We start from the raw sequence: 25,360 nt of genomic DNA on the forward strand, positions 1-25,360 counted from the left end.
CGCACGGCGGCTTCCTGATGTTACTTCTTGATCCGTATGCTCGATGGCTTGAACCACGGCTCGTTTGCCCTGCGGGCGGATGATGGGCCGGCGGTCTTGCCCGGCCTTGCCGTTTCCGGCGCTTCGATGTCGCTGGCGACGATACGGCGTTCGCACGTCTCCTCGCCCATGCGGACCCGATACTGTACCTCCCCGTGATCGGAAGGCAGGATCGCCACAATGCGGCAGGTCCTGTCGGTGTCTGCCGGCCGGAACAGGCTGGCCCTGAGCGTCACCCTGTCGCCGATCGCGTGAACGGTCCGGCTCATGCGCAACGCCTTTCGGGAACATGTCCCGTGTGCGGAAACAAAAAGGCCGGGCGTTACCCCGACCTCTTCCCGTCGCTCACCCTTTCCTGCCGCCGGTACATCCGTGGTCGGCGAAAAGGGGCGACGATCCTGTTAGGCAGCGCGCAGATTGTCTGCCGAAACCTTGCCGGACTTGCGGTCCTGTACGAGGTCGTAGCTCACCTTCTGGCCTTCGGCCAGCGAGCGGAGGCCGGAGCGCTCCACTGCGGAGATGTGCACGAAGACGTCGTTGGCGCCATCATCGGGTGCGATGAAGCCGAAGCCCTTGGTGCTGTTGAACCACTTTACGGTACCGGAGTTCATGGCGATGTCCTTTCAATCGTTAAAGAAAGCGACCCGAAACGATCGCGTGTAGATCGACGATGAGAGGAAATCTGGCCAAGCCGAAAGGCCGAAGACAAAGGTCGCAAGCAAAGTTCGATAGATCGAACATAGGTGCCGGGGCCGACTTATGCAACAAATTTTATTTGCAAGGCAGGGAAATCGACTTCGGCAATTCCAGTTTAAGCCCATGAATCCAGCGGCATGACCGGAATTTTCTATCCTGTCGCGCAGTTTGGCCGCACAGGCTGGAAGGGAACCGGACGCGGGCAGCCCCGTTAAGGATGCGTCTTCTAACGGAGGAACGGGCAGCCATGGAAAAACAGGCCGCACACAGCAAGTCGAAGGACAAGAGCAGCCGGGACAGCACCAAGCCGGGCACGATAGTCGCCGGCCCCGAGGCCCATGCGCGCGAGGGGTCCGGAAAGGCCCCTTCGGGTACGAGCGGCAAATCCGCGAAGGACGCCGAGCGCAAGCCGGCCGGCAAGTCCTAGAGCGCGTCCAGCCTCCCCCCGTTCCGACGGGGGAAGGCGTTGTCGTGACGGCGAAGGTTATGCGGCGAGATCGAAGCGATCGGCGTTCATGACCTTCGTCCAGGCGGCAACGAAGTCCTTGACGAACTTCTCCCTGTTGTCGTCCTGGGCATAGACTTCCGCATAGGCGCGAAGGACCGAGTTCGAGCCGAAGACGAGGTCGACGCGGGTCGCCGTGTACTTCGTCGCGCCGGTCTTGCGCTCGCGGATGTCGTAGGCGTTGCTGCCGGTCGGGACCCAGGAATAGGCCATGTCGGTCAGCGTCGTGAAGAAGTCCGTCGTCAGGGCGCCGAGGCGGTCGGTGAAGACGCCGTGCGCGGTGCCGGCATGGTTGGTGCCGATGACGCGAAGCCCGCCGACGAGCGCCGTCATTTCCGGCGCGGTCAGGCCCATGAGCTGGGCGCGGTCGAGCAGCAGCTCTTCCGGGCTCACCACGTAGTCCTTCTTCTGCCAGTTGCGGAAGCCGTCGGCGAGCGGTTCGAGCGGCGCGAAGCTGTCCGCGTCGGTCTGCTCGGCGGTGGCATCGCCGCGGCCCGGCGCGAAGGGCACCTCGATGTCGAAGCCCGCGGCCTTGGCCGCCTGCTCGACGCCCCAGTTGCCGGCCAGGACGATGACGTCGGCAAGGCTTGCGCCCGATGCGGCCGCGATCGGCTCCAGGACGGAGAGGACGCGCGCCAGGCGTGCCGGCTCGTTGCCTTCCCAGTCCTTCTGCGGGGCGAGGCGGATGCGCGCGCCGTTGGCGCCGCCGCGGTAATCCGAGCCGCGGAAGGTGCGGGCGCTGTCCCAGGCGGTGGCGACGAGGTCGGCGGGCGAAACGCCCGATGCGGCGATCTTCGCCTTGACGCCGCCGATGTCGTAGTCCTTTCGGCCGGCCGGGATCGGATCCTGCCAGACGAGGTCCTCGGCCGGAACGTCCGGGCCGACATAGCGGGACTTCGGCCCCATGTCGCGGTGAGTCAGCTTGAACCAGGCGCGGGCGAAGGCATCCGAGAAGGCCTCGAAGTCGTTCATGAAGCGCAGCGAGATCTCGCGGTAGACCGGGTCCACCTTCATCGCCATGTCGGCATCGGTCATCATCGGGATGGTGCGGATCGAGGGATCCTCGACGTCGACAGGTTTGTCTTCCTCGGCGATGGTGATCGGCGCCCATTGCGATGCGCCGGCGGGGCTGTGCGTCAGCGTCCATTCATGCTTGAAGAGCATCTCGAAGAAGCCGTTGTCCCACTTGGTCGGCTCGGAGGTCCAGGCGCCTTCGATGCCGGAGACGACCGTGTCGCGGCCGATGCCGCGGCCCTTGGTGTTCATCCAGCCGAGGCCCTGGAATTCCGGGCCTGCGGCTTCCGGGTCGGGGCTGAGGTTGCCGGCGCTGCCATTGCCGTGCGACTTGCCGATGGTGTGGCCGCCGGCCGTCAGCGCGACGGTTTCCTCGTCGTCCATGCCCATGCGGGCGAAGGTCTCGCGAATCTGCGCGGCCGTCGCCATCGGGTCGGACCGGCCGTTGACGCCTTCCGGGTTGACGTAGATGAGGCCCATCTGCACGGCGGCAAGCGGGTTCTCCAGCGTTTCGGGCCTGGAGACGTCGCCGTAGCGGCCGTCGCTCGGGGCGAGCCATTGCTTCTCGTCACCCCAGTAGACGTCCTTTTCCGGCGCCCAGATGTCCTCGCGGCCGAAGGCGAAGCCGAAGGTCTTCAGGCCCGCGACGTCATAGGCGATGGTGCCGGCGAGCGCGATGAGGTCGGCCCAGGAGATCTTGTTGCCGTATTTCTTCTTGATCGGCCAGAGCAGGCGGCGGCCCTTGTCGGTGTTGACGTTGTCCGGCCAGGAATTGAGCGGGGCGAAGCGCTGGTTGCCCGTGCCCGCGCCACCGCGGCCGTCGGCCGCGCGGTAGGAGCCCGCGGCGTGCCAGGAGACGCGCGCCATCATGCCGACATAGCTGCCCCAGTCGGCCGGCCACCATTCCTGGCTGTCGGTCATCAGGGCGCGCAGGTCCGCCTTCAGCGCTTCCACGTCCAGCTTCTTGAGCTCCTCGCGGTAGTTGAAGTCCTTGCCCAGCGGGTTGGTCTTGCTGTCGTGCTGGTGCAGGATGTCGAGGTTCAGCGCGTTGGGCCACCATTCCATGACGGAATTGCCCAGCGCGGTGGCACCGCCATGCATGACCGGACACTTGCCGGTCGTGGTCGTCTTCGTATCCATTTGGTCCTCCAACGGATTTTCTTCGATCTGCGGATACCGGAAGGGCTTTTGCGGGCCGCCTCTTGGCCGCCGCCGCGGGGGAGCGTCTTCCGAGTGTCCCAGCAGTAGCAAATCGGTTCCATAAATTCCAATTGTAAAAACTAAAGGCTGCGATATGTTTTAATTATGATCGGCCTCTCGATGAAACATCTCCGCTATTTCGATGCGCTCGCCCGGATCGGCCATTTCGGCCGCGCGGCGGAAAGCTGCTCCATCTCGCAGCCGGCGCTGTCCGTGCAGATCCGCGAGCTGGAGGACCTGATCGGCGCGCCGCTGGTCGAACGGGGCGGCCGGCAGATCCGCCTCACGGGCCTCGGCGAGGAATTCGCCGGGCGCACCCGCGCCATCCTGCGCGCCGTGGATGAACTGGAGGACCTCGGGCGGGCGGCGCACGGGCCGCTTGCCGGCCGCCTGCGGCTCGGCGTCATCCCCACGGTCGCGCCCTATCTGCTGCCCGATGTCATAAAGGCGCTGACGCGGCTCTATCCGGGGCTCGATCCGCGCCCGCGCGAGGCGATCACGCAAAGGCTCATCGAGGACCTGGCGGAAGCCAGGCTCGACGTCGCCATCGTCGCCCTGCCGATCTCCGAGCCCGCGCTGGAGGAGATCCCGCTCTTCGAGGAGGAATTCGTGCTGGTGCGGCCGCTGGAGGACGCGGGCAAGCCGGTGCCGGCTTCCGAGCGGCTGCACGAGATGCGCCTGCTGCTGCTGGAGGAGGGGCACTGCTTCCGCGACCAGGCGCTCTCCGTGTGCAACATCACCGCCGCCGCGACGCGCGACCTGATGGAGGGAAGCTCGCTGTCGACGCTCGTCCAGATGGTCGGCGCCGGCATCGGCGTCACGCTCATCCCGCAGATGGCGGTCGATACCGAGATCCGCTCGTCCGCCGTCTGCGTGTCGCGGCTCGCCGAGCCTCGCCCCACCCGGACGATCGGCATGGTCTGGCGAAAGACCAATCCGCTCGCCGCGCAGTTCGCCCAGGTCGCCGAGATCGTCCGGCAGGCCGGGCTCGGCAAGCGGGGCGAGGCCCTGCCGCCGGCGTGAGGCGGACGCTCAGCCGCGCGCCTCCAGCAGCGCCTTCGCATGGATCGCCATCATCCGCTCCTCGTTGGCGGGAATGACGAGCGGGCGGAACGGGCCGAGGAAGGCAAGGCGGGCGAGGACCGCCTCGCGCACCGGCGCGGCGTTCTCGCCGATGCCGCCGGTGAAGACGAAGGCATCGATGCCGCCCATGGAGACCGCCATCGCCGCGGCGTGCTGCGCCACCTTGAGCACGAAATAGTCGAGCGCGAAGGCGGCGCGCGGATCCTCGCTTTCGAGCAGCGTCTTCACGTCGTTGCTGATGCCGGAAAGGCCCCTGAGGCCGGACCGCTCGTAGAGCGCGTGCTCCACCTCGTCCACCGTCATGGCGAGGTCTCGCAGCATGTAGGTCACGGCCCCGGCATCGATCGCCCCGGCGCGGCTGCCCATCGGAAGGCCGTCGAGCGCGGTCATGCCCATGGTCGTGTCGACGCTGCGCCCGCCCGCCATGGCGCACAGGCTCGCGCCGTTGCCGAGATGGCCGACGACGACCCGGCCGCGCGCCAGCTCCGGATGGTCCCGCTCCAGCATGCGGGAAATCCATTCGTAGGAGACGCCGTGGAAGCCGTAGCGGCGGATGCCCTGGTCGCGAAGCGCCGCCTCGACGGCGAAGACGCGGAAGAGCGGCGCGTTGCCGGCATGGAAGGCGGTGTCGAAACAGGCGATGTCCGGGGCGTCCGACAGCCGGTCCGAGGCAGCGATGCCGGCCAGATTGTAGGGCTGGTGGAGCGGAGCGAGCGGCACCAGCGCTTCGAGCCGCTTCAGGATGTCGGGCGTGACGACCACGGGTTCGACGAAGTCGGCGCCGCCATGCACGATGCGATGGACCGTCGCCACCATGCGCCAGCCGTCGTCGTAGCGGTCGATGAGGTCGATCACCGCGCCCATGGCGGTATCGTGGTCGTTTTCCGCGAGCGTCTGGTCGATCCTCGCGCCGGTTTCCTCGATCGTCGCGCCGAGCCGCGCCGCGGTGCCGATGCCGGTGACCTTGCCCTTGGCGAGCCTGTCGAGCCGCTCGTAGCCGAAGACCTCGAATTTCAGGCTCGACGAGCCGGTGTTGAGTACGAGCAGGACGTCGATCACTTGATGAGGCCTTTCGTTCTCGCATCGGCGACGAGGGACGCGAGCGCCGCCGACAGGAGGCGCGTGCGCTCGTCGTCGGCCCGGCTCGTCAGCACCACGGGCACGCGCGCGCCGAGCACGATGCCCGCCGCTTCCGCGCCGCTGAGGAAGGTGAGCTGCTTGGCCAGCATGTTGCCGGCCTCGATGTCGGGCACGAGGAGGATGTCGGCATCGCCCGCGACCTCCGAGACGATGCCCTTTTCCCGCGCCGCCTGCGGGCTGATGGCATTGTCGAAGGCGAGCGGCCCGTCGATCAGGCAGCCGGTTATCTGCCGGCGGTCGGCCATCTTGCAGAGCGCGGCGGCGTCCAGCGTCGCCTGCATCTTCGGATTGACGGTCTCGACGGCCGCCAGCACCGCCACCCGGGCCGGCCGCGCCTCGCCGAACACCACGCGCCAGAGGTCAGCGGCATTCTGCACGATGTCGGCCTTCACTGAAAGGTCCGGCAGGATGTTGACGGCGGCGTCGGTGATGATGAAGGGTTTTGGATAGGTCGCGATGCTCATCAGGTAGCAGTGCGATATGCGCCGCTCCGTGCGCAGGCCCGCATCGGCCCGGATGATCGCGCCGAGCAGTTCGTCCGTGTGGAGCGATCCCTTCGAGATGGCGGCGACGTGGCGGCCGGCCGCCAGCTCCGCCGCCCGCACCGCGGCCGCATGGCTGTGCTCGGTGTCGACGATCTCCCAGCCGGCGATGTCGACCGCCGCCTCCTTCGCCGCGGCGGTGATCCGGGCCGCCGGGCCGACGAGGACCGGGACGACCAGCCCCGCCCGCGTGGCTTCCGCCGCTGCCGCCACGACATTTGCCGTCACCGGATGCACGATCGCGGTGCGCGTCGGCGGCAGGGAACGGCAAAGATCGAGGATCGCGTCTGTCTGTGTGCTCATCGGTTCGGGAAGGCTCCTGGGAGGTACGGTCGCGCCGCAGGATCGCGGAAGACCGGATGCCGGGTCAAGACGTCAAAACATGCCCCGGCGGGCGGATGCCCCCGTCGTCACGCCCGCCGGTGCTTCGGCGAGACGCCGTAGGCCTTCTTGAAGGCGGTGGTGAAGCTGGAAGGGTTGCGGTAGCCGGCGAGATAGGCGGCCTGCGAGATCGGGATGCCGTCCCGTTCGAGCGCGGCGCGGGCCGTTTCCAGCCGCTCCTGCCGGATGAAATCCGACACGGTGACGCCGAAGCGTTCCTTGAAATGGCGCTGGATCGAGGAGGTGCTGATGCCGACCGCGCGGGCGATGCGCTCCAGCGTCGGGCCCTCGCAGGCATGGGCGAGGATATAGTCGCGCACCTTCTCGCCTTGCCGCCGGCCAAGGGCCGTCGGCTGGCGCGGCGCGGTCTCCTCCTGCACCAGGATGGAGCAGGCCTGGCACAGGATGTCGAAGGCGTGGGAATTGCGGTGGAGCGTCAGCAGTTCGCCCGTCATCGCCGCCGGCGGCTTGAGGATCTGCTCGGCGATCTGCGTCAGGTGGCGGCTGGGCGCGAAGTCGAAGGTGGCGAGGTGGCGCGCGAAGAAGGCCCGCAGCCGCGGCATGCTCGTCGGCTGCGAGCGGATCAGCCGGTCGATCCAGGGCAGCGGCGCGGAGATCATCACCTTGCGCAGCGGCGTCGTGCTCTCGTTGACGAACTGCACTGTGCACGCCCGGGCGATGTTCAGCATGAAGACGCGCGGGGCGGGGCTCTCCTCGTCGCCGGCATCGATGCGGAAATGCTCCCCGTCCATCACGAAATGCTGCTGGCCCTGCAGCAGCACCATGACCAGGAATTTCGGCCAGATGTCGTAGAAATCGTCGTCCGGCGTGCAACTGGCCGGGCCGTCCATGGCGCCGACGAACAGGTGCTCGGGAATGTCCGGTTTGATCCTGATGTTCAAGACGCGCCCCCGTGCATCGTCCCACCCGCGTGAATGACCCGGCTGCCGCGTCCGCGAAATTTTCTGCGGCCTGCGCATAAGTCTTCGCGGTCGACAACCGGCTCATGCTACTGGCATAGTTGACTACGTTAATCAAGTTTAATCACCGGCCTCGGGCCGGCTATCGCGTGTGGGTTCAGGACAATGTGGGGCACTCTTTCGCTGTCGCCCGGGCGGCGGCGCATCATGCTATTGGCGGCGGCAAGCGTCTTTGCGCTGAATGCGCATGCGCAGGAGCGAACGCAATCGCCGGCGGGCACGACGCTGGAGGCGATCGTCGTCGAGGGCGGCGCGGGCGAGCGGGGCGACGGCCCGGTCAAGGGCTATGTCGCGAAGAAGAGCCTTTCGGGCACCAAGACCGATACGCCGGTCGCAAGGACGCCGCAGACGATCAGCGTCGTGGCGAAGGACCAGATCGAGGACCAGCACGTCCAGTCCGTCGCCGAGGCGCTGCGCTATACGCCCGGCGTCGTCACCGAGTATCGCGGCGCCTCGAACCTGCGCGACGAGCTCTTCGTGCGCGGCTTCTACTATGTGCCGAAATATCTTGACGGCCTGTTCCTCGGCGGAGACCTCTCCTATGCCAGGATCGATCCCTACCTTCTCGAACGGGTGGAGCTGATCTCCGGCCCGGCCTCCGTGCTCTACGGCCAGGCCAATCCGGGCGGCATCGTCAACATGGTCAGCAAGAAGCCGACCGGCGAGCCCTTGCGCGCGGCCGAGCTCTCCATCGGCACGGACCGCTCCATTTCCGCCGGCTTCGACATTTCCGACACGTTCGATGACGCCTTCGGCTACCGCCTTGCCGCCACGGGGCTTTCGCGCGACCTGCAGGAGGATTTCGCCAAAAGGCGCTCGCTCGCCATCGCCCCGTCGTTCATCTGGTCGCCGGACGAGGGCACGTCGCTGACGATCCTCGGCGGATACCAGAACGAGCCGGATGCCGGCTACCGCAACTTCCTCGACGCCGCCGGTACCGTCACGCCGATCCCCGGCTTCGGCTACGTGCCGCGCGACTTCTTCGTCTCCGACCCGAACTACGAACGCTCCGAGCGCGAGCAGGCCTGGATCGGCTACGAGTTCAGGCACGAGTTCAACGACAACCTGACCTTCCGCCAGAACGCGCGCTACCTCCATCTCGACTGGCTGCACCACACGCTCGTCTACGGCAGCCTCAGCGCCGACCCGCTGACCGGCGCCAACACGGTCATCAGCCGCTCGGCGAGCGGCGGCACGGACAACTGGGGCCAGTTCACCATCGACAACCAGATGGAGGCGACCTTCTCGACGGGTGCGGCGGAGCATACGCTGCTGGCCGGCGTGGACTACCAGTACCGAACGCGCGACTACCAGTGGGGCCGCGCGCCGGTGCCGAGCATCAATATCGCCGATCCGCACTATGGCGGCTTCAACTACGGCTCCGTGGTGCTGGCGACGTCGGACCTCCAGGCGGTCGATGCGCGCCAGACGGGCGTCTATCTCCAGGACCAGATGGAGATCGGCGGGCTGAACCTGCTCGCGGGCCTGCGCTACGACTGGGCGCAGACCGACATCGACGACCGGCTTGCCGCCAACAACGACCAGTCCTACGACGAGGGCGCCCTGACCTGGCGCGCCGGCGCGCTCTACGCCTTCGACAACGGCATCGCGCCCTATGTCAGCTACGCCACGTCCTTCGAGCCGGTGCTCTACCTGCCCCCGGCCGGCGCGCCCGCCTTCAAGCCGACGACCGCCGAACAGTTCGAGGTCGGCGTCAAATATGCGCCGGAAGGCTCGGATCTCCTGCTGACGGCGGCCTATTACGACCTGACGCAGAACGATGTCGTGGGCAGCCAGTGGGTGGGCGGCGTTCCCGTCTACTCGCAGACCGGCAGGATCCGCAATCACGGCGTCGAGCTGTCCGCCCGCGCCGAGATCAATGACAGCCTGTCGCTGATCGCCGGCTACAGCTTCATCAGTTCGGTCGTGAAGGAATCGGTGACGGCCAGCGAGGTCGGCAGGATGCCGGCGCGCATTCCGCAGCACCAGGCCTCGCTCTGGGCGACCTATACGCTCGACGGCGGCGCGCTGGAGGGGCTGACGCTCGGCGGGGGCGTGCGCTATATCGGCACGAGCTGGGGCAACAACGCCAACACGTTCAAGGTGGGCGCCGTGACACTGTTCGACGCGATGGCATCCTACGATTTCGGCGCGCGCAATCCCGACCTGAAGGGCCTGTCGCTGCAGGTCAACGTCAAGAACATCGCGGACGAGCGCTACGTCGCCTCCTGCGCCAGCGCCTATGCCTGCTTCTACGGCGAGGGCCGCAGCATCGTCGCGACGCTGAAGAAGCAATGGTGATGCGAAGGATCGCCTCGATCGGCGCGCTCGCCATGATGCTTTCCACCAGCGGGCTGTCCGCGGCCGAAGAGCCGCAGGCCGTGGCCCTGCCGGTCGGCGCTGTCGTCGCGGGCAAGGGGGAGGAGCGGCAGGTCTTCGATCCCCGGACTGCCGCCGGCGATTATGTCAGGGGGCAGCTCCGCGTCGCCTCGGGTCGCTTCGACCTCGACCTCGTCGACGGTGCCGGCGGGCACCTGCGCCGGCTGGCGGAGAAGGCGGGGGGCGTTGCGGATTTCCAGTTCGTCGCCGGGGGGCCGGACGAGCGGCTGGTCGTGACGATGCAGGCGGCGGGGGCCTATGCGCTCACCGTCGAGCGCAAGCTCGCGGCGGCCGAGCAGGTGCCGCCGGCACCCGATTACCTCAGCCCCATCATCGCCGCCGAGGCCGCCGCCGTCGCTGCCGGAACGTCCACGGACGCCTTCTGGGCCATGGCCGCGGCGCGCGGCACGCCGCTCGTCGAGGACGGGCGGGAGGGATACCGGATCGTCACCTTCCTCGGCCGGGGCGCGAAGCGCAATATCCGCCTGTTCGGCGCGCCGAGCGGCGATCATGAGGAGCTGCAGCGCCTCGAAGGCTCGGACATCTGGTTCAAGAGCTTCGAGGTGCCGGCGGCAACGCGGCTTTCCTACCAGCTCGCCTTCGACGTGCCCGACGTGCCGGGCACCGCGCGCGACCGGCGCGTCGCCATACTCTCGACGGCGAGGGCCGACCCGCTCAACCGCCACCCCTGGCCGGCGGAGGCGATCGACGCCTACAACCAGGATTCCGTGCTGGAGCTGGCCGATGCCCCGCCGCAGCCGTGGCTGGCGGAGAGGGGCAGCCCCGCCGGGACGCTCGCCCGGCTCTCCATCGAAAGCGCCCGCCTCGGCAATCGCCGCGACATCGCGATCTACCGGCCGGCCGGCTTCGATCCGGCGCGCAGGGACACGGTCCTGCTCTACGTCTTCGATGCCGACCAGTATCTCGAAAGGGTGCCAGTGCCGCGCATCCTCGACAACATGATCGCCGCCGGCGCGGTGCCGCCGGTCGTCGCGGTCTTCGTCGCCAATCCCGACCGCGCCGCGCGCGCCCGCGAGCTGCCCGCCAATCCGGCCTTCGCCGATTTCATGGCGCAAGAGCTCCATCCGATGGTGGCGAAGGAAACCGGGCTCGACGCGCCGGCCGGTCGCACGGTGCTTGCCGGATCGAGCTATGGCGGGCTCGCCTCTGCGACGGTCGCCATGCGCCACCCCGAGGTCTTCGGCAATGTCCTTGCCATGTCCGGCTCGTTCTGGTGGAGCCCGCCCGGCACGCCGGAGGACCGGCAGGAGCATGTGGCCGGGCTGGTTGCCGCGGGGCCGGCGCTGCCGCTGCGCTTCTTCCTGTCGGCGGGGCTTTTCGAGACCGGTTCGCAGGGGACGGCCGGCATCCTCGACAGCAGCCGGCACCTGCGGGACGTGCTTGCGGCCAAGGGCATTCCCGTCATCTACCGCGACTATGCCGGCGGCCATGACTATCTCGTCTGGCAGGGCGTCATCTCGGACGGCCTGGTCGCGCTTTTCGGCGGCGGGCGGCCCTAGCGGACTGCTGGTTCCTGCGGAGGAAATTTTATCAAATTTTAATTCTGATCCCACAGCCTAGGGTGCACACGCTTTTCTCACCCCTGCAACCGTCGCCGCTGCCCGGCGAGACAGGACCGCACCCATGGCCACCATCTCCGCTGCCTCCGCGCGCGTGAAAACCTCCCCGAAATCCTCCATGTCGCTCGCCGTCAAGCTGCTGTCCGTCAGCGCGCTCGCCATCGCCTGCTTCCTGGCGGCGACCTTCGTCGTCGTCATCCTGCAGGTGCGCGAGCGCACCGTGGCGATCACGCTCAAGCAGGCCGAGGCCGAGGCGGATGCGAGGGCGCAGGCGATGAGCGGCAAGATCGAAGCCCTCACCGCCGCCGCCCGAAGCCTTGCCGGCGCGGTCGAACGGGGCATTGCCAGCGGCGGGCTCGACCGCGCGCGGATCGCCGCCATGCTGCCGGCGCAGGTCGAGAAGTTCGATCTCGTCTTCGGCGCCTGGATGGTCGACACGGAAGAGGGGCTCGACGGCAAGCGCGGCCCGTCCGACGACGCGGTTCAGGGCACGAACACGGACGGCGTCTTCACGCCCTACTGGGTCCGCGGCGCCGGCGGCCTCGAAATGCTACGGCCCGCCGCCGTCGACCGGCAGGCGGAATACTACCGCCTCGCCGCGACCAGCATGAAGGGGGCGGCCACCGAGCCCTACGAGGAAGCCGCCGCCAACAACCTCCTGATGATGACCGTCGCCCAGCCGGTGATCGTCGACGGCCGCCTTGTCGCCGTCACCGGCCTCGACATCGGGCTCGGCACGCTGGCGCAATCGCTGGAATCGGAGCGCCCCTTCGGCGAAGGCCGCGTCTACCTGCTCTCCGGCGGCGGCAAGTGGCTGGCCGCGCCCGATGCCTCGCAGGTCATGAAGGACTATGCCGCCGAAGGCGCCGAGAAGGTGAAGGCGGCCATCGGCAAGGGCGAGACCGTGACGCTTGAAGGCGTCGCCGGCAGCGACGGCGGCACCGTCTACCGCGTCGTCCGTCCGTTCGAGCTTCCCGGCCTCAACGCCCGCTGGGCCGTCGCGGTCGACGTGCCGGCGACGGCGATCTCGTCCGTCGTCAACGAACAGACGAAAATCCTCGTGATCGGCGGTCTCTTCATCCTGGCGGCCGTCGTTGGCTCGCTGCTTCTGGCGGTGCGCACCTTCGTGCAGCGGCCGATGGCCTCGCTGCTCGGCGATGTCGGGCGCATGTCCGAGGGCCGGCTCGAGCAGCCGGTCGCCGGGCAGGAGCGCAGCGACGAAATCGGCAAGGTCGCGGTCGCCCTCGAAGCCTTCCGGCACCGGCTGGCCGACGGCCACCGCCTGGAGGCCGCCAATGCCGAGCAGCGCCAGCTCACCGAGAGCGAGAGGCGCCAGAGCGAGACGGAGCGCGCCCGCGCCGCCGAGGAGCAGCGCAAGGTCGTCGAGGCGCTCGGCCGCGGGCTCGCCGATCTCGCGCGCGGCGACCTCACGTGCCGCATCGTCGAGGCCTTCCCGCCGTCCTATGTCGAGCTGCGCGACAATTTCAACGACACGATGGACAGCCTGGAACGCACCATCCTGCAGCTCAACGCCACCGTCCATTCGCTCAATGCCGGCATCGGCGAGATCAGCCGCAGCTCCGACAACCTCTCGCGCCGCACCGAGCAGCAGGCCGCCAGCCTGGAGGAGACCGCCGCGGCGATGAACGAGATCGCCGAGCAGATGCAGACCAGCACCCGCAATGCGGGCGACGCGGCGGCAAGGGTCAACGAGGCCTGTGCCGACGCCGACCGCTCCAACGCCGTCGTGCGCAAGGCGATCACGGCCATGGAGGGCATCGAGGATTCCTCGGAAAAGGTCGCCCGCATCATCGGCGTCATCGATGAGATCGCCTTCCAGACCAACCTGCTCGCCCTCAATGCCGGCGTCGAGGCGGCCCGCGCCGGGGAAGCCGGCAAGGGCTTTGCGGTCGTGGCGCAGGAGGTGCGCGAGCTCGCGCAGCGCTCGGCCCAGGCGGCCAAGGAAATCAAGGCGCTGATCTCCGCTTCGAGCGCGCAGGTGCAGGAAGGCGTCACGCTCGTCGGCGAGACCGGCAGCGCGCTGACGCGCATCGCCGAGCAGGTGCTTTCGGTCAACCGGTTGATCCAGGACATCTCCGCATCGGCGCGCGAACAGTCGGCCGGACTGCAGGAGATCAACGTCGCCGTCAACAACATGGATCAGGTGACGCAGCAGAACGCGGCGATGGTCGAGGAGACCACGGCCGCCGCCAGCCTGCTCAACGACGAGGCCGGCACCTTGCGCGACATGGTGATGCGCTTCACCGTCAACGGCGCGGCCGAGGCGCTGCGCCACCGGGCCGCCGCCTGAGGGTTTCCCGCACGCGGCTCAAGCGCCGCGTGCGCCGTCAGCCGGCTTCCTGCCGGCGGACCGGCTTGCCCTCCTCGGCCTTGTAGAAATACTGGCTCGCCACCAGCCATCCCTTGAGCGGGCGGAGCGGCGGTATGCAGGTGAGGAGCATGAACGGGCCGGTCACCAGGACCTGCGTCAGCAGGGAGGCGCTGAAGGCGACCTCCAGCCACACGGCGAGCAGGACGCTCGGCACGCAGGCGAAGCAGATGACGAAGAAGGCCGGGCCGTCGGCCGGGTCGGCGAAGGAATAGTCGAGCCCGCAGGCCTCGCATTTCGGTGCGAGCGTCAGGAACCCCTTGAAGAGATGCCCCTGGCCGCAACGCGGGCAGCGGCCGCGCACGCCGGTCTGCATGGGCGGCAGCGGGGGATAGTCCTTGTCCATGGCTTTGTTCCGTTCAATCCATTCATATGATGCTGTCATATAGATGTATTCATGCAGTCAATATGTCGATCAGACATACTGACGCAGGCGCGCGGCGGGCCACGCGGCCTGTGTGGGAAAGCGGATTGGGGGGCTAGAAGAAGGAGCCGGAGAGCTCCGGCGGGCCTTCCAGCGCGTGCGCCATGAATTCGAGGCCGGTCTGGAGATCGGGCCGGGCGAGGGGCCCGCCGAGGCAGACGCGGACGGCTTCGGCCGGCGTGCCCTCGACGGTGAAGGCGTCGCTCGCCACGACGCCGAGGTCGGAGGCGCGCATGTAGGTGCCGAAGATCGAGCGCGTCCAGCCATGCGGCAGCGGCAGCCATATGTTGAAGCTCGTCGCGTCGGCGCGGTAGCTTCCGGCGGGCAGCAGGCCGGCGACGAGCCCCTGGCGCGCGGCGGCCTCGCCGCGCAGGAAGCGCAGGATCGCATCGGCCGTGCCGTCCTCGATCCAGCGCGTGGCGAGCGCCGTCGTCAGCGGCGAGGCCATGACGTTGCCCGCCCGCATCGCCCCGGCGAAGGACCAGATGGCGCGGCTGTCGTCGGGCGCCACCACATAGGCGAGGCGAAGGCCGGCGCCGAGGCATTTCGACAGGCCGGCGACATGCCAGGTGAGGTCGGGCGCGTGCGCGGCGAGCGGGGCCGGCCCTTCGGCCGGAAGGAAGCCGTAGGCGTCGTCCTCGATGATCGGCACGCGATGCTGGCGCGCCACGGCCGCAATCTCGGCGCGCCGCGCGGCGGGCATGGTCAGCGTCAGGGGATTGTGCAGCGTCGGGTTGAGGTAGAGCGCCTTTGGGGCCGCGCGCGCGCAGGCGGCGGCGAACGCCTCCGGCAGGATGCCGTCCGCGTCCATCGGCAGGCCGCAAAGCCGCAGGCGGAGCTGCGCGGCGATCGAGCGCATGCCGGGATAGGTGATGTCTTCCGAAAGCACCGTGTCGCCCGGCCGTGCGAGGGTGCCGAGGATGGCGAGCAACGCCGGATGGGCGCCCGGCACGGTGAAGATGCGCTCGTGCGGCGGCGTCAGGCCCCGGCGGCCGAGCCATGCGGCGGCCGCTTCCCGGTCCATCGCCGCGCCGCCGAAGCCCTGGTAGCGCAGGAGCGGCACCAGATCGGCCGCCACCGCCGACAGGCCGTCGCGCATGCGGGCGAGGAGCTCCGGGTCGTCCGGTTCCGGCGGCATGTTCATCGAGGGGTCGGCGGCGCCGGCGCGCCGCGCATCGGGCGCCGCTTCCGCCGGCAGGCCGCCGCGTGCGGCATCCGGCCTGCCAGCCACGAAGGTTCCCCGGCCGACATGCGACTGCACGAGCCCGCGCTTCTGCGCCTCCAGGTAGCCGCGCGCGACGGTGGTGACGTCGACGGCGAGGCGCCGGGCGAGCTCGCGATGCGTCGGCAGCTTGTCGCCGGCCGAAAGGTGCCCGCTGCGCAGGTCCATCTCCACGAGGTCGGCGATGGCCATGTAGAGCGGGCTGCTGCTGCGGCTGAGGTCGGGATGCCAGTTCTTCATGTCAAAGGGTTCCAGGCCGCGGGACTATTGACGGTATATTGCCTGTATCCTCTCCTGTCATCCGCCGTTCGCGGACAAAGCGTCGCAAGCGGTCAGGCGTGCGTCCCCGTGCCGGCGCCGGCCATGTCGGAGAGCTTGCCGGCGGTTTGCGTGAGCAACTGGATGGTGGCGGAAATATCGGGCGCCCCCGGCGTGTTGATCAGCGTGATATAGGGCACGGTGAGCGCCGCGACGGCCGTACCATCCGCGCCGAGCACCGGAGCGGACAGGTTGATGACGCCGGCCGTCTGGGCGCTCGGCATCATCTCGTAGCCGCGCGTGCGGATGAGATCGAGGCGGGCCAGGAATTCCGCCGTCACGCGGCCGTCCGGGCCGCTGTCGCCGACATGCTCGGCGATCATGCGCTCGCGCTCGGCCGGGGCGCGGAAGGCGAGGAGCACATGGCCCGAGCCGGTGTCGAAGAGGCCGATGCGCGAGCCGACGCGGATGGAGATGCCCCAGTAGCCCGGCGCCTCCTGCTGGGCGATGACGACGGGATTGCCGCGGTCGAAGACGACGAGCTGGCCGGCTTGCCGCGACGCCTCGGTAAGCGTGCGCATCAGCGGCACGGCGAAGGAGACGAGGCGGCGGACCGGCGCGTGGAGCTGGGCGAGGCCGAAGAGCTTCAGCGTCAGCGAGAAGCGGTCGCCGTCGATGCGCGTGACGTAGCCGCGCTTCACCAGCCGGTCGAGCATGCGGTAGAACTCGTTGGGGCTGCGCTCCAGCCGCCGGGCGATCTCCGCCTGCGTCAGGCCGCCGTCCACCCCGGCCAGCAGTTCGAGGATGTCGAGGCCCTTGTCGAGCGCCGGAGCCCTGTAGCGGTCGTTGTCCTCGTCGGTCACCCGATCTTCCTCTGGTGAATTGATGAATTCATATACGTCAGAACACCGCGAGACAATTGCGCAAACGCCGCTTTCGGCTTGACGGTGATGAATAAATGGTTTGTCTATGAATAATGTAGCGATCACGTCCGGTCCAGCGGCACGACATGGCGATCGGATCGGCGCGTATTCCAAGGAGATCCCATGTCCCTTTCCCTTCAGAACAAGCGCGTCCTCCTCACCGCCGCCGGCCAGGGCATCGGCCGGGCAAGCGCCATCGCCTTTGCCCGCGCCGGCGCCTCGGTCGTCGCGACCGACGTCAATGAAGAGGCGCTGAAGGGCCTTGCCGGCGAGAAGGGCATCGAGACCCATGGGCTCGACGTCCTCAGCGACGAGGCGGTGGCGCGCGTCGTGGCCGCGACCGGTCCCTTCGACGTGCTGTTCAACTGCGCCGGCTTCGTCCATGCCGGCACGATTCTCGACATGACGGACGGCGACCTCGACTTCGCCTTCGACCTCAACCTGCGCGCCATGGTCCGCACCATCCGCGCGGTCCTGCCGGCGATGCTGGAGCGCGGGAGCGGGGCCATCGTCAACATGGCCTCCGTCGCCTCCAGCATGAAGGGCGTGCCGAACCGCGCCGCCTACACCATCACCAAGGCCGCCGTCGTCGGCCTCACGAAGTCGGTCGCTGCGGACTATGTGGCGCAGGGCATCCGCTGCAACTGCATCTGCCCCGGCACGGTGGAAAGCCCCTCGCTGCAGGATCGCCTGCGGGCGCAGGGCGACTACGAGACGGCGCGCGCCGCTTTCATCGCCCGCCAGCCCATCGGCCGCATCGGCACGCCGGAGGAGATCGCGGACCTTGCCGTCTATCTCGCCGGCGCCACCTACACGACCGGCCAGGCCTATGCCATCGACGGCGGCTGGACCATCTGACACACTAAGGGCCGTTGCGGGGACGCCTCCATGACAAAGATCACCAGCCTGCGTTCGATCGACCTGCGCTTTCCCACCTCGCAAAGCCTCGACGGCTCGGATGCGATGAACCCGGACCCGGATTATTCGGCCGCCTATGTCGTGCTCGGCACGGACAGCGCCGGGCTGGAAGGCCACGGCCTCACCTTCACCATCGGCCGCGGCAACGAGATCTGCTGCGCGGCCATCGATGCCCTGGCGCATCTGGTGGTCGGCCTCGACCTCGACTGGGTGCGCGACGATCCCGGCCGCTTCTGGCGGCATGTGACGGGCGACAGCCAGCTCCGCTGGATCGGCCCGGACAAGGGCGCCATGCATCTTGCGACCGGCGCCGTGGTCAATGCCGTCTGGGACCTTCTGGCCAAGGAGGCGGACAAGCCCGTCTGGCGCCTCGTCGCCGAGATGAGCCCGGAGGAGATTCTTTCCATCGTCGACTTCCGCTACCTGACGGATGCGCTGAAGCCTGAGGAGGCGCTGGCGATCCTGAAGAAGGCGGAGGCCGGCAAGGCCGCGCGCATCGTAACGCTCGAAAAGGAAGGCTATGCCTGCTACACGACCTCGGCCGGCTGGCTCGGCTACGACGACGACAAGCTGCGCCGCCTCTGCCGCGAGGCCGTCGCGCAGGGCTTCAACCATATCAAGATGAAGGTCGGCCGCGACCTGGAGGACGACAGGCGCCGCCTGCGCATCGCCCGCGAGGAGATCGGCGACGAGCGCTACCTGATGATCGACGCCAACCAGGTCTGGGAGGTCGGGCAGGCGATCGAATGGGTGAGGGCGCTCACGCCCTACCGGCCCTTCTTCATCGAGGAGCCGACGAGCCCGGACGACATTGCCGGCCACAGGGCGATCCGCGAGGCGGTGCGCCCCGTCAAGGTGGCGACCGGCGAGATGTGCCAGAACCGCATCGTCTTCAAGCAGATGATCGCCGGCGGCGCGATCGACATCGTGCAGATCGACAGTTGCCGCATGGGCGGCCTCAACGAGGTGCTGGCAGTGCTGCTGATGGCGGCGAAATACGGCCTGCCCGTCTGGCCGCATGCCGGCGGCGTCGGGCTCTGCGAATATGTCCAGCACCTCTCGATGATCGACTACATCGCCGTCTCGGGCACGAAGGAGGGCCGGGTGATCGAATATGTCGACCATCTGCACGAGCACTTCATCGACCCCTGCCGCATCGAGAACGCCGCCTACATGCCGCCGACGCGGCCGGGCTTCTCCATCGAGATGAAGCCGCAGTCGATCGCCGCCCACACATTCGGCAAGGGCTGACCTTCCATGCGGCGCCGCGACGATCCTCCCTTCAACCGCTCCGGCCGGCGGAGGCCATGGTGAAGACGCCCGTCATCCAGTTCGGCACCAGCCGGTTCCTGCAGGCCCATGCGGACCTCTTCCTGTCCGAGGCACGCCCGGCGCGGGGTATCACCGTCGTCCAGACCTCGGGCGATGCCGCGCGCGGGCGAAGGCTTGCCGCGCTCGCCGCGCCCGGGGGTTACCCGGTCCGCATCCGCGGGCTTTGGGAGGGGCGCCCTGTCGACGAGACGCGGACCGTCACCTCCGTCAAGCGCGGCCTTTCGGCGGCGAGCGACTGGGCGCAGGTCGTGCGGGTCTTCGTCGAGGAAGCCGAATTCGTCCTCTCCAACACGGGCGATGCCGGCTACCAGCCCCGGCCCGACGACGCCGCGCAAGACTATGATCCGGCGATGAGCTTTCCCGCCAAGCTCTTCCACCTTCTCGCCGCCCGCCATGCCGCCGGCGGCGCGCCGCTCGTCGTGATGCCGATGGAACTGGTGGTCGACAACGGCAGGGTGCTGAAGGAGGCCGTGCTCTCGGTCGCGGCGCGGCGCGGCAGCGCCCCGGCGCTCGTCTCCTATATCGAGGACGGCGTCACCTGGGCCTGCAGCCTCGTCGACCGCATCGTCTCGGCACCGCTGGAGCCGGCCGGCGCGGTCGCCGAGCCCTATGCGCTCTGGGCCATCCAGAAGGCGCCGGGCGTCGTTCCGCCCGCTGTCCATCCGGCCATCGAGATGGTCGACGACCTCGCGGCAATCGAGCGGCTGAAGCTGCATATCCTCAATCTCGGCCACACCGTGTTGGTTGACATCTGGCAACGCCGGGGCGGGCAGGGCGATCCGGTCGTGCGCGCCTTCATCGCCCTTCCCGAGGTGGGGGAGGCGCTTGCCGCGATCTACCGCGAGGAGGTGCTGCCGGTCTTCGCGCGGCTCGGGCAGGCGGATGCGGCGGAGCGCTACATGGCCGTCACGCTCGAACGCTTCGCCAATCCCTTCCTCGATCATCGGCTGGCCGACATCGCGCAGAACCATGCGCAGAAGATCGAGCGCCGCATCGGCGCCTTCCTCGATCTTGCCGGCGCGACGGACGGCGCCTTGCGCCAGCCGCGCCTTGCCGCCATCGCTGGGCGCGGCGCCTGAGGGCCGGCGTCAGTAGGTGGTGCGCCCGCCCGACAGGTCGAAGGTCGCGGCGGTGGTGAAGCTGTTCTCCTTGGAGAGCAGCCAGGCGACCATGGCGGCGGCCTCGTCGACCTCGAGGAACCGGCCGCGCGGGATGCGCGAGCGCATGTATTCGATGAATTCCGGCGTGAGCTGTTCGAGGATGCGCGTCTGGGCGGTGGCCGGCGTGATGCAGTTGACGGCGATGTCGTAGCCGGCGAGTTCCTTGCCGAGCGACTTCGTCAGCCCCATGACGGCGGCCTTGGAGGCCGAATAGGCGGCGGCGTTGGGATTGCCCTCCTTGCCGGCGACCGAGGCGATGTTGACGATGCGGCCGTAGTTGCGCTCCTTCATGCCGGGCACGAGGGCGCGGTTGACGTAGAAGGTGCCGTTGACGTTGATGTCGATGATCTTCTTCCACATCGCCACGTCATAGGTGTCGAGCGGTGCGGCCGCGCCGGCGATGCCGGCGGAATTGACGAGCAGGGAGGCGGGCGCGGCGATCTCCTCGGTCCTGCGGCGGGCCGCGTCGACCCGGTCCCAGTCTGATATGTCGACGGCGACGGTGGTCGCCGCGTCGCCAAGGGCGGCGCGGGCGGAGGCAAGCAGGTCCTCGTCGATGTCCCAGAGGGTGACGGTGGCGCCGGAGGCGACGATGCGCCTCGCCATGGCGAAGCCGAGCCCCTGCGCGCCGCCCGTCACCACCGCGTGCTGGCCTGATAGATCGATCTGGTTCATGGCTTCCTCCGCCTTCCGCTTCTTCTCCTCCGGCGCCGAAGCGCCGCCTTGATCTCAGCTATTATATTAGTGTAACAATGACGGCAAGAGCGGCCGGCGATTTTCGCGCGGCCCGGCGAGGAGGGTTTCATGCGGGTCGGCGATACGAGGACGGTGGGGCGCACGGGGCTGACGGTGACGGCGCTCGGCATGGGCACGGCCGCCATGGGCGGGCTCTATGCGCCCGTTTCGGCGGAGGCCTCGCTTTCGGCGCTGGAGGCGGCCTGGCAGGCGGGCATCCGCCATTTCGACAGCGCGCCGATGTACGGCCTTGGCCGCGCCGAGCACCTGCTCGGCCATTTCCTGCGCGAGAAGGCGGGGGAGGACGCGCCCTTCACGGTCAGCACGAAGGTCGGCCGGCTGATGGCGCGCGAGCGTCCGGGCCGCGACCTGCCGCCCGCGCCGCCGAAGAACGCGCTCGATTCCGGCTGGCACAACGGCCTGCCGTTCCGCGAGGTCTTCGACTATTCCTACGACGCGATCATGCGCAGCTTCGACGACAGCGGCCAGCGCACCGGCCTGGAACGGCTCGATCTCCTCTTCGTGCACGACATCGGCCGCGTCACGCACGGCGCGGCGCAGGCGGCGCACTGGACGGCGCTGACGAAGGGCGGCGGCTTCCGCGCGCTGGAGGAATTGCGCGGCGCCGGGCTCATCGCCGGCTTCGGCCTCGGCGTCAACGAGGCCGACATCGTGCTCGACGCGATGAACGAAGCCGCGCTGGACTGCACGCTGCTGGCCGGCCGCCACACGCTTCTGGAGCAGAACGCGCTCGCCCTCCTGGAAAAGGCCCGGCAGGCCGGCATGGGCATCATGATCGGCGGCGTGTTCAATTCCGGCATCCTTGCCGCCGGTCCCGGCGGCCACCGCAAGTTCAATTATCAGGACGTGCCCGAGGACGTGGCAAGGCGGGTCGACGCGCTCGCGGCGGCCTGCGCGCGCTTCGGCGTGCCGCTCGCGGCGGCGGCGATCCAGTATCCGCTGCGCCATCCCGCCGTCACCACCGTGCTGATCGGCCCGCGCGACGCCGGGCAGGTCCGGCAGAATGCCGGCTGGTTCGAAGAGGACATTCCGGCCGAGCTCTGGGAAACGCTGGAGCACGAAGGCCTCGCCGCCTGAACGGCGGCGGCCCCCGCCCGCATTACATCGTCGCGCCGATGTTCCAGGGCACGAATTCGAGATCGCGATAGCCAGACTGTTCGGATTTCGTGCCCTCGTCCGACGGGGACTTCTGCCGTGACCCGTGCGCGCTTCGGCGTGGTGCTTGCTGCGGCGCGATCCAGTATCTGCTGCGCCATGCCGTCACCACCGTGCTGATCGGCCGGGCGACGCCGGGTAGGTCCGTCAGACTGCCGGCTGGTTCGAAGAGGACATTCCCGCCGAGTTCTGGAAACGCTGGAGCACGAGAGCCTCGCCGCTTGAACGGCGGCGGCCCCGCCTGCATCACATCGTCGCGCCGATGTTCCAGGGCACGAATTCGAGGTCGCCGTAGCCGAGCTGTTCGGATTTCGTGCGCTCGCCCGACGCGATCTTCAGCAATGGCCTGTGTGCGCTTCCGCGTGCCGCTTGCGGCTGCCGCGATCCAGTATCCGCTGCGCCATCCCGCCGTCACCACCGTGTTGATCGGCCCGCGCGACGCCGGGCAGGTCCGGCAGACTGTCGGCTGGTTCGAAGAAGTTATTCCCGCCGACCTCTCGGAAACGCTGGAGCGCGAGGACCTCGCCGCCTGAACGGCGGCGGCCCCGCCCGCATCACATCGTCGCGCCGATGTTCCAGGGCACGAATTCGAGGTCGCCGTAGCCGAGCTGTTCGGATTTCGTGCGCTCGCCCGACGCGGTCCTCAGGATGAGGTCGAAGATCTGCCGGCCCTTGTCCTCCAGCGACACGCCGTCCAGCACGTCGCCGCAGTCGATGTCCATGTCCTCGCGCATCTGCTCGTAGATGTGGGAATTGGAAGCGAGCTTGATGGAGGGCGTCGGCTTGCAGCCGAAGGCCGAGCCCCGGCCGGTGGTGAAACACAGGATGTTGGCGCCGCCCGCGACCTGCCCGGTCGCCGACACCGGGTCGTAGCCGGGCGTGTCCATGAAGACGAGGCCTGACGCATCCACCGGGTCGGCATATTCGAAGACGGCGCGCAGGTTCGTCGAGCCGCCCTTGGCCGCCGCGCCGAGCGATTTTTCGAGGATCGTCGTGAGGCCGCCGAGCTTGTTGCCGGGCGAGGGGTTGTTGTTCATCTCCATGTTGTGGCGGGCGGTGTAGTCCTCCCACCAGCGGATGCGCTCGACGAGCTTCTCGCCGACCGCGCGGCTTTCGGCGCGGCGGGTGAGGAGATGCTCGGCGCCGTAGATTTCCGGCGTCTCCGACAGGATGGCGGTGCCGCCCTGGGCGACGAGAAGGTCGACGGCCGCGCCCAGCGCCGGATTGGCGGTGATGCCCGAATAGCCGTCCGAGCCGCCGCACTGGAGGGCCAGGACGAGCTCGGAGGCGGGGACGGGGGTGCGCGTATGGGCGTTCACCGCCGGCAGCATGTCGACGATCGCCTTCACGCCCGCCTCCACCGTCTTGCGCGTGCCGCCGGTCTCCTGGATCGTCAGGGTGCGGAAGGTGGTGGTCTCCTCCACGCCATAGGCCTTCATCCAGCGCGGGATCTGGAACACCTCGCAGCCGAGGCCGACCATCAGCACGCCGCCGACATTCGGGTTGGTCGCAAAGCCCCATTGCGTCTTCTTGAGCATGTCATGCGCCTCGCCGTTGACATCGAGGCCGCAGCCCGTGCCGTGGACCAGCGAGATGACGCCGTCGACATTCGGATAGTCGGCGAGGATGCCGGACCTGTTTACCTCCTCCGCGATGAAGCGCGCGGCGCTCGCCGAACAGTTCACCGAGGTCAGCACGGCCACGTAGTTGCGCGTGCCGGCCCTGCCGCTGGCGCGGCGGTAGCCGAGGAAGGTGGCGCGCTCGGCCTCCGGCAGCACCGGCGTCTCCTTCAGTCCCTCGCCGAACATGTAGTTCCGCTCGAAGCTGTGGACGTAGACATTGTGCTCGTGCACCCAGTCGCCGGGCGAGATGGCGTCCTTCGCAAAGCCGATGACCTGGCCGTACTTGACGACCGGCTGGTCCCTGCCGATCGCCGTGATCGCCATCTTGTGGCCGCGCGGGATGCGCGCGGTCGCCGCGACGGGCCCCGCGCGGTCGCCGGGATTGAACGGGTCGGTCACCAGGACGATGTTGTCGGCGGCGGAAAGCTGGATGAAACGGGCCATGGCATGCTCGGGCGGATCGGCGCAGGCGCCCCGCGATGGAGTTCGTGATATTTGAATACTAATATAACAGTGACCGCGCGGTCAAGCGCAGGCGCGCGTCGACGCCAGCATCGCGGCCGTGTGGCGGAAAGGGAAGAGGAAAGCGGCGGCGGCCGGTCAGTCGTGGTGGAAGACTTCCACCATCTGCGCCCACCATTCGCCATCCGTGCGGGTGGCGAGCGGCTGCTGCAGCGGATCACAGATCTCCCACCATTTCCGCATGGCGGGCGAGCGGGCCATTTCGGCGGCGTCGGCCGCAAAATCGCTGCCGTGATATTCCCAGTAGGCGAAGAGCAGGTTCTCCGGCTCGCGCAGGAAGATCGAATAATTGCGGATATTGGCGGCGCTGATGACGGCGAGCACGTCCGGCCAGACGGCCGCGTGCAGCGCCTTGTATTCGTCGATCGCCTCGGGCTTCAACCCGATGCACAGGCCCATTCGCTGCATGTGATGCTCCGTGGGAAAGGTGTCCGGCCGGTCAGCCGAAGGCATTGTTCGCGGCGGCGACTTCCAGCGTGTTGCGGAGCGAGGTGTTGAGATGCTCGCGCATGGCGGTCGCCGCCGCCTCGCCGTCGTGGCGCTGCAGGGCCTTCAGGATCGCCTGGTGCTGCTGGATCGTCTGCTCGCCATAGCCCGGCTTGGGGATGGCGAGGTAGCGCCCGCGGTCCATCTGCGCCTTGGAGATGTCGACCGCGCGCCAGAGCATGTGGAAGCCGTTCACCTCGGCAATCGTGCGGTGGAAGATGTCGTCGAGCTGGATGGCGTCGCTGTAGCGGCCGCGGGCGATTGCCGTGCGGTGGGCGGCGATGTTGTCTTCCAGCGCCTCGGCCTGCGCCGGCGTCAGCTTGTCGGCGGCGCGCCGCGCGCTCTCCATTTCCAGCGCGTTGCGGATGACATAGGCCTCCTCGATGTCGCGGATGCTGATGCGCGCGACGAAGGTGCCGGTCTGCGCGAAGACGTTGACGAGGCCCTCGTCGCTGATACGCTTGACGGCCTCGCGCACCGGCGTGCGGGACACGCCGAGCGACTGGGCGATGGCCATCTCGTTGATCGCTTCTCCAGGCTTCATCTGGCCGCTGACGATCAGGCCGCGGACCTTGTGGTAGATCTGGTCGCGCAGCGGAAGGGACCGGTTGAGATTGGATGCGTCGATGTCCATGGCCACCGTGTTTCATGAAA

23 protein-coding genes and 1 pseudogene are annotated in these 25,360 nt (G+C 68.3%); 10 read left to right on the top strand and 14 right to left on the bottom strand.

Translation table 11 applies throughout. The features are described from left to right. Positions 1-20: 20 nt before the first annotated feature. Both L0976_RS10645 and L0976_RS10650 read right to left on the bottom strand, forming a co-directional pair. Positions 21-308, bottom strand: a complete 288-nt coding sequence (locus tag L0976_RS10645) for a cold-shock protein (RefSeq protein WP_203320286.1) — start codon at positions 306-308, stop codon at positions 21-23. 132 nt (positions 309-440) lie between these two features. Further along, a complete protein-coding gene (locus L0976_RS10650; RefSeq protein ID WP_203320287.1) occupies positions 441-650 on the bottom strand; it encodes a cold-shock protein in 210 nt (69 codons plus the stop codon). A 332-nt stretch (positions 651-982) separates the two neighbouring features. Here L0976_RS10650 and L0976_RS10655 point away from each other — a divergent pair, with 332 nt between their 5' ends. Next, positions 983-1,162 (top strand): hypothetical protein, encoded by a 180-nt coding sequence (locus tag L0976_RS10655; protein WP_234187268.1) that lies wholly within the window; start codon positions 983-985, stop codon positions 1,160-1,162. 57 nt (positions 1,163-1,219) lie between these two features. Here the strand turns inward: L0976_RS10655 and katG are convergent, their stop codons facing one another. Then, positions 1,220-3,394 (bottom strand): catalase/peroxidase HPI, encoded by a 2,175-nt coding sequence (gene katG / locus L0976_RS10660; RefSeq protein WP_234187269.1) that lies wholly within the window; start codon positions 3,392-3,394, stop codon positions 1,220-1,222. A gap of 165 nt (positions 3,395-3,559) precedes the next feature. On the opposite strand from katG, the gene L0976_RS10665 reads away from it, so the two are divergent. Next, positions 3,560-4,477, top strand: a complete 918-nt coding sequence (locus L0976_RS10665; protein WP_234187270.1) for a hydrogen peroxide-inducible genes activator — start codon at positions 3,560-3,562, stop codon at positions 4,475-4,477. A 9-nt stretch (positions 4,478-4,486) separates the two neighbouring features. Here the strand turns inward: L0976_RS10665 and L0976_RS10670 are convergent, their stop codons facing one another. From L0976_RS10670 to L0976_RS10680, 3 genes are all read right to left on the bottom strand, one after another. Next, a complete protein-coding gene (locus L0976_RS10670; RefSeq protein WP_234187271.1) occupies positions 4,487-5,596 on the bottom strand; it encodes an acetate/propionate family kinase in 1,110 nt (369 codons plus the stop codon). Further along, a complete protein-coding gene (locus L0976_RS10675) occupies positions 5,593-6,522 on the bottom strand; it encodes a bifunctional enoyl-CoA hydratase/phosphate acetyltransferase (RefSeq protein WP_370643632.1) in 930 nt (309 codons plus the stop codon). Before L0976_RS10675 ends, L0976_RS10670 begins: the two co-directional genes overlap by 4 nt. A gap of 107 nt (positions 6,523-6,629) precedes the next feature. Then, positions 6,630-7,502 carry an AraC family transcriptional regulator gene (locus L0976_RS10680; protein WP_234187272.1) on the bottom strand — a complete coding sequence of 291 codons (873 nt, stop codon included), beginning with the start codon at positions 7,500-7,502 and terminating at the stop codon, positions 6,630-6,632. Between the two features lie 183 nt (positions 7,503-7,685). Here L0976_RS10680 and L0976_RS10685 point away from each other — a divergent pair, with 183 nt between their 5' ends. From L0976_RS10685 to L0976_RS10695, 3 genes are all read left to right on the top strand, one after another. Beyond that, positions 7,686-9,881: a TonB-dependent siderophore receptor gene (locus L0976_RS10685; RefSeq protein WP_234187273.1), complete on the top strand. Its 2,196-nt coding sequence runs from the start codon at positions 7,686-7,688 to the stop codon at positions 9,879-9,881. Further along, positions 9,875-11,479 (top strand): alpha/beta hydrolase-fold protein, encoded by a 1,605-nt coding sequence (locus L0976_RS10690; RefSeq protein ID WP_234187274.1) that lies wholly within the window; start codon positions 9,875-9,877, stop codon positions 11,477-11,479. Before L0976_RS10685 ends, L0976_RS10690 begins: the two co-directional genes overlap by 7 nt. 124 nt (positions 11,480-11,603) lie before the next feature. Continuing rightward, the gene (locus tag L0976_RS10695; protein WP_234187275.1) at positions 11,604-13,850 is read left to right on the top strand and encodes a methyl-accepting chemotaxis protein; all 2,247 of its coding nucleotides are present in this window, start codon (positions 11,604-11,606) and stop codon (positions 13,848-13,850) included. 37 nt (positions 13,851-13,887) lie between these two features. Here L0976_RS10695 and L0976_RS10700 read toward each other — a convergent pair whose 3' ends face one another. The 3 genes from L0976_RS10700 to L0976_RS10710 form a co-directional block, all read right to left on the bottom strand. Continuing rightward, complete coding sequence (locus tag L0976_RS10700) at positions 13,888-14,274, bottom strand: DUF983 domain-containing protein (protein WP_234187276.1); 387 nt, start codon at positions 14,272-14,274, stop codon at positions 13,888-13,890. A 133-nt stretch (positions 14,275-14,407) separates the two neighbouring features. Beyond that, positions 14,408-15,814: a PLP-dependent aminotransferase family protein gene (locus tag L0976_RS10705; protein ID WP_234187277.1), complete on the bottom strand. Its 1,407-nt coding sequence runs from the start codon at positions 15,812-15,814 to the stop codon at positions 14,408-14,410. A gap of 92 nt (positions 15,815-15,906) precedes the next feature. After that, the gene (locus tag L0976_RS10710) at positions 15,907-16,695 is read right to left on the bottom strand and encodes an IclR family transcriptional regulator (RefSeq protein ID WP_234187278.1); all 789 of its coding nucleotides are present in this window, start codon (positions 16,693-16,695) and stop codon (positions 15,907-15,909) included. Positions 16,696-16,878: 183 nt separating this feature from the next. On the opposite strand from L0976_RS10710, the gene L0976_RS10715 reads away from it, so the two are divergent. The 3 genes from L0976_RS10715 to L0976_RS10725 are packed head-to-tail and all read left to right on the top strand — an operon-like array spanning position 16,879 to position 20,084. After that, positions 16,879-17,613, top strand: a complete 735-nt coding sequence (locus L0976_RS10715; RefSeq protein ID WP_203320300.1) for an SDR family oxidoreductase — start codon at positions 16,879-16,881, stop codon at positions 17,611-17,613. Between the two features lie 30 nt (positions 17,614-17,643). Further along, positions 17,644-18,924: an L-fuconate dehydratase gene (locus tag L0976_RS10720; protein ID WP_234187279.1), complete on the top strand. Its 1,281-nt coding sequence runs from the start codon at positions 17,644-17,646 to the stop codon at positions 18,922-18,924. A gap of 56 nt (positions 18,925-18,980) precedes the next feature. Beyond that, positions 18,981-20,084, top strand: a complete 1,104-nt coding sequence (locus L0976_RS10725; protein ID WP_234187280.1) for a mannitol dehydrogenase family protein — start codon at positions 18,981-18,983, stop codon at positions 20,082-20,084. Between the two features lie 9 nt (positions 20,085-20,093). Here the strand turns inward: L0976_RS10725 and L0976_RS10730 are convergent, their stop codons facing one another. Next, the gene (locus L0976_RS10730) at positions 20,094-20,840 is read right to left on the bottom strand and encodes an SDR family NAD(P)-dependent oxidoreductase (protein ID WP_203320303.1); all 747 of its coding nucleotides are present in this window, start codon (positions 20,838-20,840) and stop codon (positions 20,094-20,096) included. A gap of 129 nt (positions 20,841-20,969) precedes the next feature. Between L0976_RS10730 and L0976_RS10735 the strand changes: the two genes are divergently transcribed. After that, the gene (locus tag L0976_RS10735; protein ID WP_234187281.1) at positions 20,970-21,998 is read left to right on the top strand and encodes an aldo/keto reductase; all 1,029 of its coding nucleotides are present in this window, start codon (positions 20,970-20,972) and stop codon (positions 21,996-21,998) included. A 324-nt stretch (positions 21,999-22,322) separates the two neighbouring features. Here L0976_RS10735 and L0976_RS28760 read toward each other — a convergent pair. After that, positions 22,323-22,418 (bottom strand): annotated as a pseudogene (locus tag L0976_RS28760) (altronate hydrolase); the annotation flags it as partial. Here L0976_RS28760 and L0976_RS10740 point away from each other — a divergent pair. After that, positions 22,418-22,609: a hypothetical protein gene (locus tag L0976_RS10740; protein ID WP_234187282.1), complete on the top strand. Its 192-nt coding sequence runs from the start codon at positions 22,418-22,420 to the stop codon at positions 22,607-22,609. The pseudogene L0976_RS28760 and the gene L0976_RS10740 overlap by 1 nt on opposite strands. Before the next feature lie 21 nt (positions 22,610-22,630). On the opposite strand, the gene L0976_RS10745 is transcribed toward L0976_RS10740, so the two are convergent. The 3 genes from L0976_RS10745 to L0976_RS10755 all read right to left on the bottom strand — a co-directional run bounded on the left by L0976_RS10745 (position 22,631) and on the right by L0976_RS10755 (position 25,340). After that, positions 22,631-24,142 (bottom strand): UxaA family hydrolase, encoded by a 1,512-nt coding sequence (locus L0976_RS10745; protein WP_234187283.1) that lies wholly within the window; start codon positions 24,140-24,142, stop codon positions 22,631-22,633. Between the two features lie 156 nt (positions 24,143-24,298). Beyond that, a complete protein-coding gene (locus L0976_RS10750) occupies positions 24,299-24,628 on the bottom strand; it encodes an L-rhamnose mutarotase (protein ID WP_234187284.1) in 330 nt (109 codons plus the stop codon). A gap of 31 nt (positions 24,629-24,659) precedes the next feature. After that, the gene (locus L0976_RS10755) at positions 24,660-25,340 is read right to left on the bottom strand and encodes a GntR family transcriptional regulator (RefSeq protein WP_203320307.1); all 681 of its coding nucleotides are present in this window, start codon (positions 25,338-25,340) and stop codon (positions 24,660-24,662) included. Positions 25,341-25,360 lie beyond the last annotated feature (20 nt).

This window comes from Shinella sp. NM-101 (assembly GCF_021401195.1).
Lineage (GTDB): Bacteria > Pseudomonadota > Alphaproteobacteria > Rhizobiales > Rhizobiaceae > Shinella.